Raw genomic sequence first — 3,208 nt, forward strand, 5'->3', positions numbered from 1 at the left:
CACTAGGCATCGTGTGATCGACTGGGCGGGCTGACCGGAGGTACCCCATCTATGCCCACCACGCCCGCCTACCTGAGGATCGCGGCGGACCTGCGCGCGGAGATCCTGTCCGGCCGCATCGCCGCCGGAGCCAAGCTGCCCAGCGAGACCGCCCTCATGCGCCAGCACGGCGTGAGCCGAACGGTGATCAAGTGGGCCATCAGCGTGCTCAAAGGCGAGGGCATCGTGGAGGGCCGCGCCGGCTCCGGCGTCTACGTCCGCGACGCCCGCCGCCTGGTGCGGCTCGCCCATGGCCAAGACATGCGCCGCGCCGGCGGTGACGGCCCAACGTCGCCGTTCGCCAGGGACGCCCTCCGCGCCGGCCACCGCGGCACGTGGGAGCACGACAGCCGCCACGACGTCGCCGACGCGCGGATCGCCTCCCGCCTCGGGGTCGACCCCGGGACGCCGGTAATGCGCACCGCGTACCGATTCTTGGCCGACGCCGAACCCATCCAGCTGTCCACGTCGTACGAGCCGCTGAGCATCACCCAGGGCACCCCGATCGAGTGGCCGGAGGACGGCGCCGCGGTGGGCGTCGTCGCCCGCATGGACGTGATCGGCGTACACGTCGACGAATTCGTAGAGCGGGTCAGCCTGCGTGCCGCCACACAGGCCGAGTCGGAGGCGCTCGGCCTGCCCGCCCGGTCCGTGACCGTCCATCTGATCGAGCGGACCTACTACGCCGCCGGCAGGCCGGTGGAGACGGCGGACATCGTGCTGCCGGGCGGTCGGTACGAGCTGGTGTACCGCATCCCCGTCGACTGAGACGCGGCGCCCGTCGAGGGAGTCGTCCACGGCCGGGTCCTCCTCGCGGTGGAGGGCGGGGATGCCGGGCGGGGCTGGGGTGTCCGGGGGGACCGCCAGTCCCCCGCCCGGCTGGGTATCAGCCCGGCGCCAGCCAGGGACGGAGTACCCGCAGGTCAACCTAGGCCACAGTGTGACCTAAGCGCAATCACTGCTTGAGGTTGGTGGCACTGCGTGATCAAATCGGCGGGCCAGCCAGGGAGATCCGCCATGCCCATACCTATGTCGTCGCGGGAAATCGCAGACGACCTGTCAGCGCGCATCCGCGCCGGCGAGTATCCGCCGGGACAGAAGCTCCCGTCCCTGCGCGAGCTGGCCGAGTTGTACTCCGTCAGCGTCTCCACTATCCAGCGGGCGCTGGAGTTGACCCGCGACCGAGGGCACACCGTAGGCAGGGCCGGGGTTGGCGTGTACGTCGCCGAGCCCGAGTAGCCGCTCACTTCACCCCTCGGACGAGCCGGAGTTCCGGAGCCGGAGGATCCCCGGGTGGCCGCCCGAAGGCCACCCCCTCGAGGAAGCCCTTGTTCGCCGCCCGGCGGCGCACGATCGGCAGCACGACGAGACCGGCGGCTGACGTCGTCGCCGCCCCTGCCAGCATCGGCCACCACCATGCCGGCCGGAACGCCGCGGTCACTGCGGGAGGCTCCGCCTCGACGCGCTCTACACCTGCCGGCCCCTTTGTAGGAGTGGGCACCGGCACGGCGGTCGGAGGAGCGGCCGCGTCGGGCCGTCCCCGCTCAGACCTCCTGGCGGGCGGTGCAGGGATGGCGGGCCGGGTAGGGCGGGGCGACGTCGTCGAGGTCGACGGTGGGGCAAGGGGGCCGGCAGAGGTACTGGCGGGCGACGGTACGGACGCCGTCGGCGTGGGTGCGGGCGTGGAAGTGGGCGAAGGTTCGGACACGGCGGGCGGCGCCGCTGGCGTGCCGACGATGTCATCGATGGCGTCTCGGATGGGACTGAGGTCAGTCAGGGGCGAGGCGAAGGTGAGCGCTGCGGTGAGGGTCAGCGCGGCGTTACGCAGCAAAGGATCCGACCTCCTATGTGCCTTTTGGGGGTCATCGGACCTTACCCGTGGTGATCATTGGTGACCACCGTGCGACTTTCACCATCTGCAATTCCCGACTTTCGAACACCTGTTCGATTTAGGTGTGGCTTAAAGTCGCAGGTAAACAGCGCCCTGTGATGTTTGTCAAATACCGCCCATCACGTCGATGCGGTCGTAGGCGCGGCGAGCGCGAGCGGACTTGGCCGAGCGACCGTAGTGCCGCAGCATCTGGTTGGAGTCCCACCCGGCGAGGGCCATCAGGTCGCCCTCGGCGCCGCCGGCGTCGAGCCAGCGATGCGCGAACGTGTGGCGCAGCAGGTGCGGGTAGATCCTGATGCCGAGGGCCTCGCCGCGGCGGACGAGCATCTGGTAGATCCCGTTCGGCGTCATCGCCTGCCGCCGGCGCACACCGAGCCACAGCGCGGGCAGGAACGCCGCCGGGTGCTTGGTCCGGACGCGGATGTACCGATCGAGCGCCAGGGCGGCCCGCTGATCGAAGGGTACGGTCCGCTGCCTGTTGCCCTTGCCGGTCACCACGGCCTCGCGCCTTTGGAGGTTGATGTCGTCGAGCCCCAGCAGCGCCAGCTCGGCGAGGCGGCCGCCAGTGCAGGCAAACAGCCGCAGCACGGCAGCGTCGCGCCGGCTCTCGAAGTCGCGACCGCGCTCGGCGTCGCGAATGAGGGCCTGGAGCTGCTCGGGGGTGAGAACCGGCGGCGGGGCCTCGTCGGCGCGCGGGGCCGCGGGCACGGTCACCTTCGTGAACGGGTTCGGCAGGTCCTCTTCCTCGGCGTACCACGCGAAGAACTGCTGCAGGGACCTGCCGACGTTGTTGATGTAGCCCTTGCCGTACCCCTGGCACGACGCTGGCGCGGCGGCCGGGTCGCGTAGGGCGTGGGGGCAGGGCTTCCCGCCCTCGCGCAGCCAGGCGAAGAAACCGCGCAGCTCGTCGCGGCCGACGCCGTCCCAATCGTCGATCCTCGGATGCTTGATGCACAGCCAACCGCCGAAGAAGACGGCGACGTCGACGTAGAGGTTGACCGTGCGCTTGCTGCTGCCCTCGGCCTCCAGGCTCAGGCGCCAGGAGTTGATCCAGGTCTGGTAGCCGCCGGGGTCGGCCCGGCGGATCTTGGGGTGGCGGGTCATGCGACCCACCGTGCCCCGGCCTGCTGCCTGCGTGACACCAGGTCAGCGGGCATAAGCGATTGGTCTCTGAGCATCGTTCGGTACTCCTCTCGTGGAGGCTTACCGACGTTTGCGCAGGTGGTGGTGTATTGGAGCCCCCGGCCGGGATCGAACCGGCGACATCTCGCTTACAAG

At 70.3% G+C, this 3,208-nt stretch carries 4 protein-coding genes; 2 read left to right on the plus strand and 2 right to left on the minus strand.

Features of this window, described 5'->3' with window-relative positions:
• Window positions 1–51 precede the first annotated feature (51 nt).
• A complete protein-coding gene (locus tag ABZ793_RS34585; protein WP_357465194.1) occupies window positions 52–807 on the plus strand; it encodes a GntR family transcriptional regulator in 756 nt (251 codons plus the stop codon).
• Window positions 808–1,056: 249 nt separating this feature from the next.
• Window positions 1,057–1,278: a winged helix-turn-helix domain-containing protein gene (locus tag ABZ793_RS34590; RefSeq protein ID WP_357465196.1), complete on the plus strand. Its 222-nt coding sequence runs from the start codon at window positions 1,057–1,059 to the stop codon at window positions 1,276–1,278.
• A gap of 4 nt (window positions 1,279–1,282) precedes the next feature.
• On the opposite strand, the gene ABZ793_RS34595 is transcribed toward ABZ793_RS34590, so the two are convergent.
• On the minus strand, window positions 1,283–1,444 hold the full coding sequence (locus tag ABZ793_RS34595) for a hypothetical protein (protein WP_357465198.1): 162 nt from the start codon (window positions 1,442–1,444) through the stop codon (window positions 1,283–1,285).
• A gap of 591 nt (window positions 1,445–2,035) precedes the next feature.
• Window positions 2,036–3,034, minus strand: a complete 999-nt coding sequence (locus ABZ793_RS34600) for a tyrosine-type recombinase/integrase (RefSeq protein WP_357465200.1) — start codon at window positions 3,032–3,034, stop codon at window positions 2,036–2,038.
• Between the last annotated feature and the right edge of the window lie 174 nt (window positions 3,035–3,208).

Origin of the sequence: Micromonospora sp. NPDC047465, assembly GCF_040643125.1 — a bacterium.
In the GTDB taxonomy this organism is placed as follows: Bacteria; Actinomycetota; Actinomycetes; order Mycobacteriales; family Micromonosporaceae; genus Micromonospora.

Coding starts and splice junctions, on each gene's coding strand:
- ABZ793_RS34585 (WP_357465194.1), top strand. CDS start 52: ATGCCCACCACGCCCGCCTACCTGAGGATCGCGGCGGACCTGCGCGCG.
- ABZ793_RS34590 (WP_357465196.1), top strand. CDS start 1,057: ATGCCCATACCTATGTCGTCGCGGGAAATCGCAGACGACCTGTCAGCG.
- ABZ793_RS34595 (WP_357465198.1), bottom strand. CDS start 1,444: ATGCTGGCAGGGGCGGCGACGACGTCAGCCGCCGGTCTCGTCGTGCTG.
- ABZ793_RS34600 (WP_357465200.1), bottom strand. CDS start 3,034: ATGACCCGCCACCCCAAGATCCGCCGGGCCGACCCCGGCGGCTACCAG.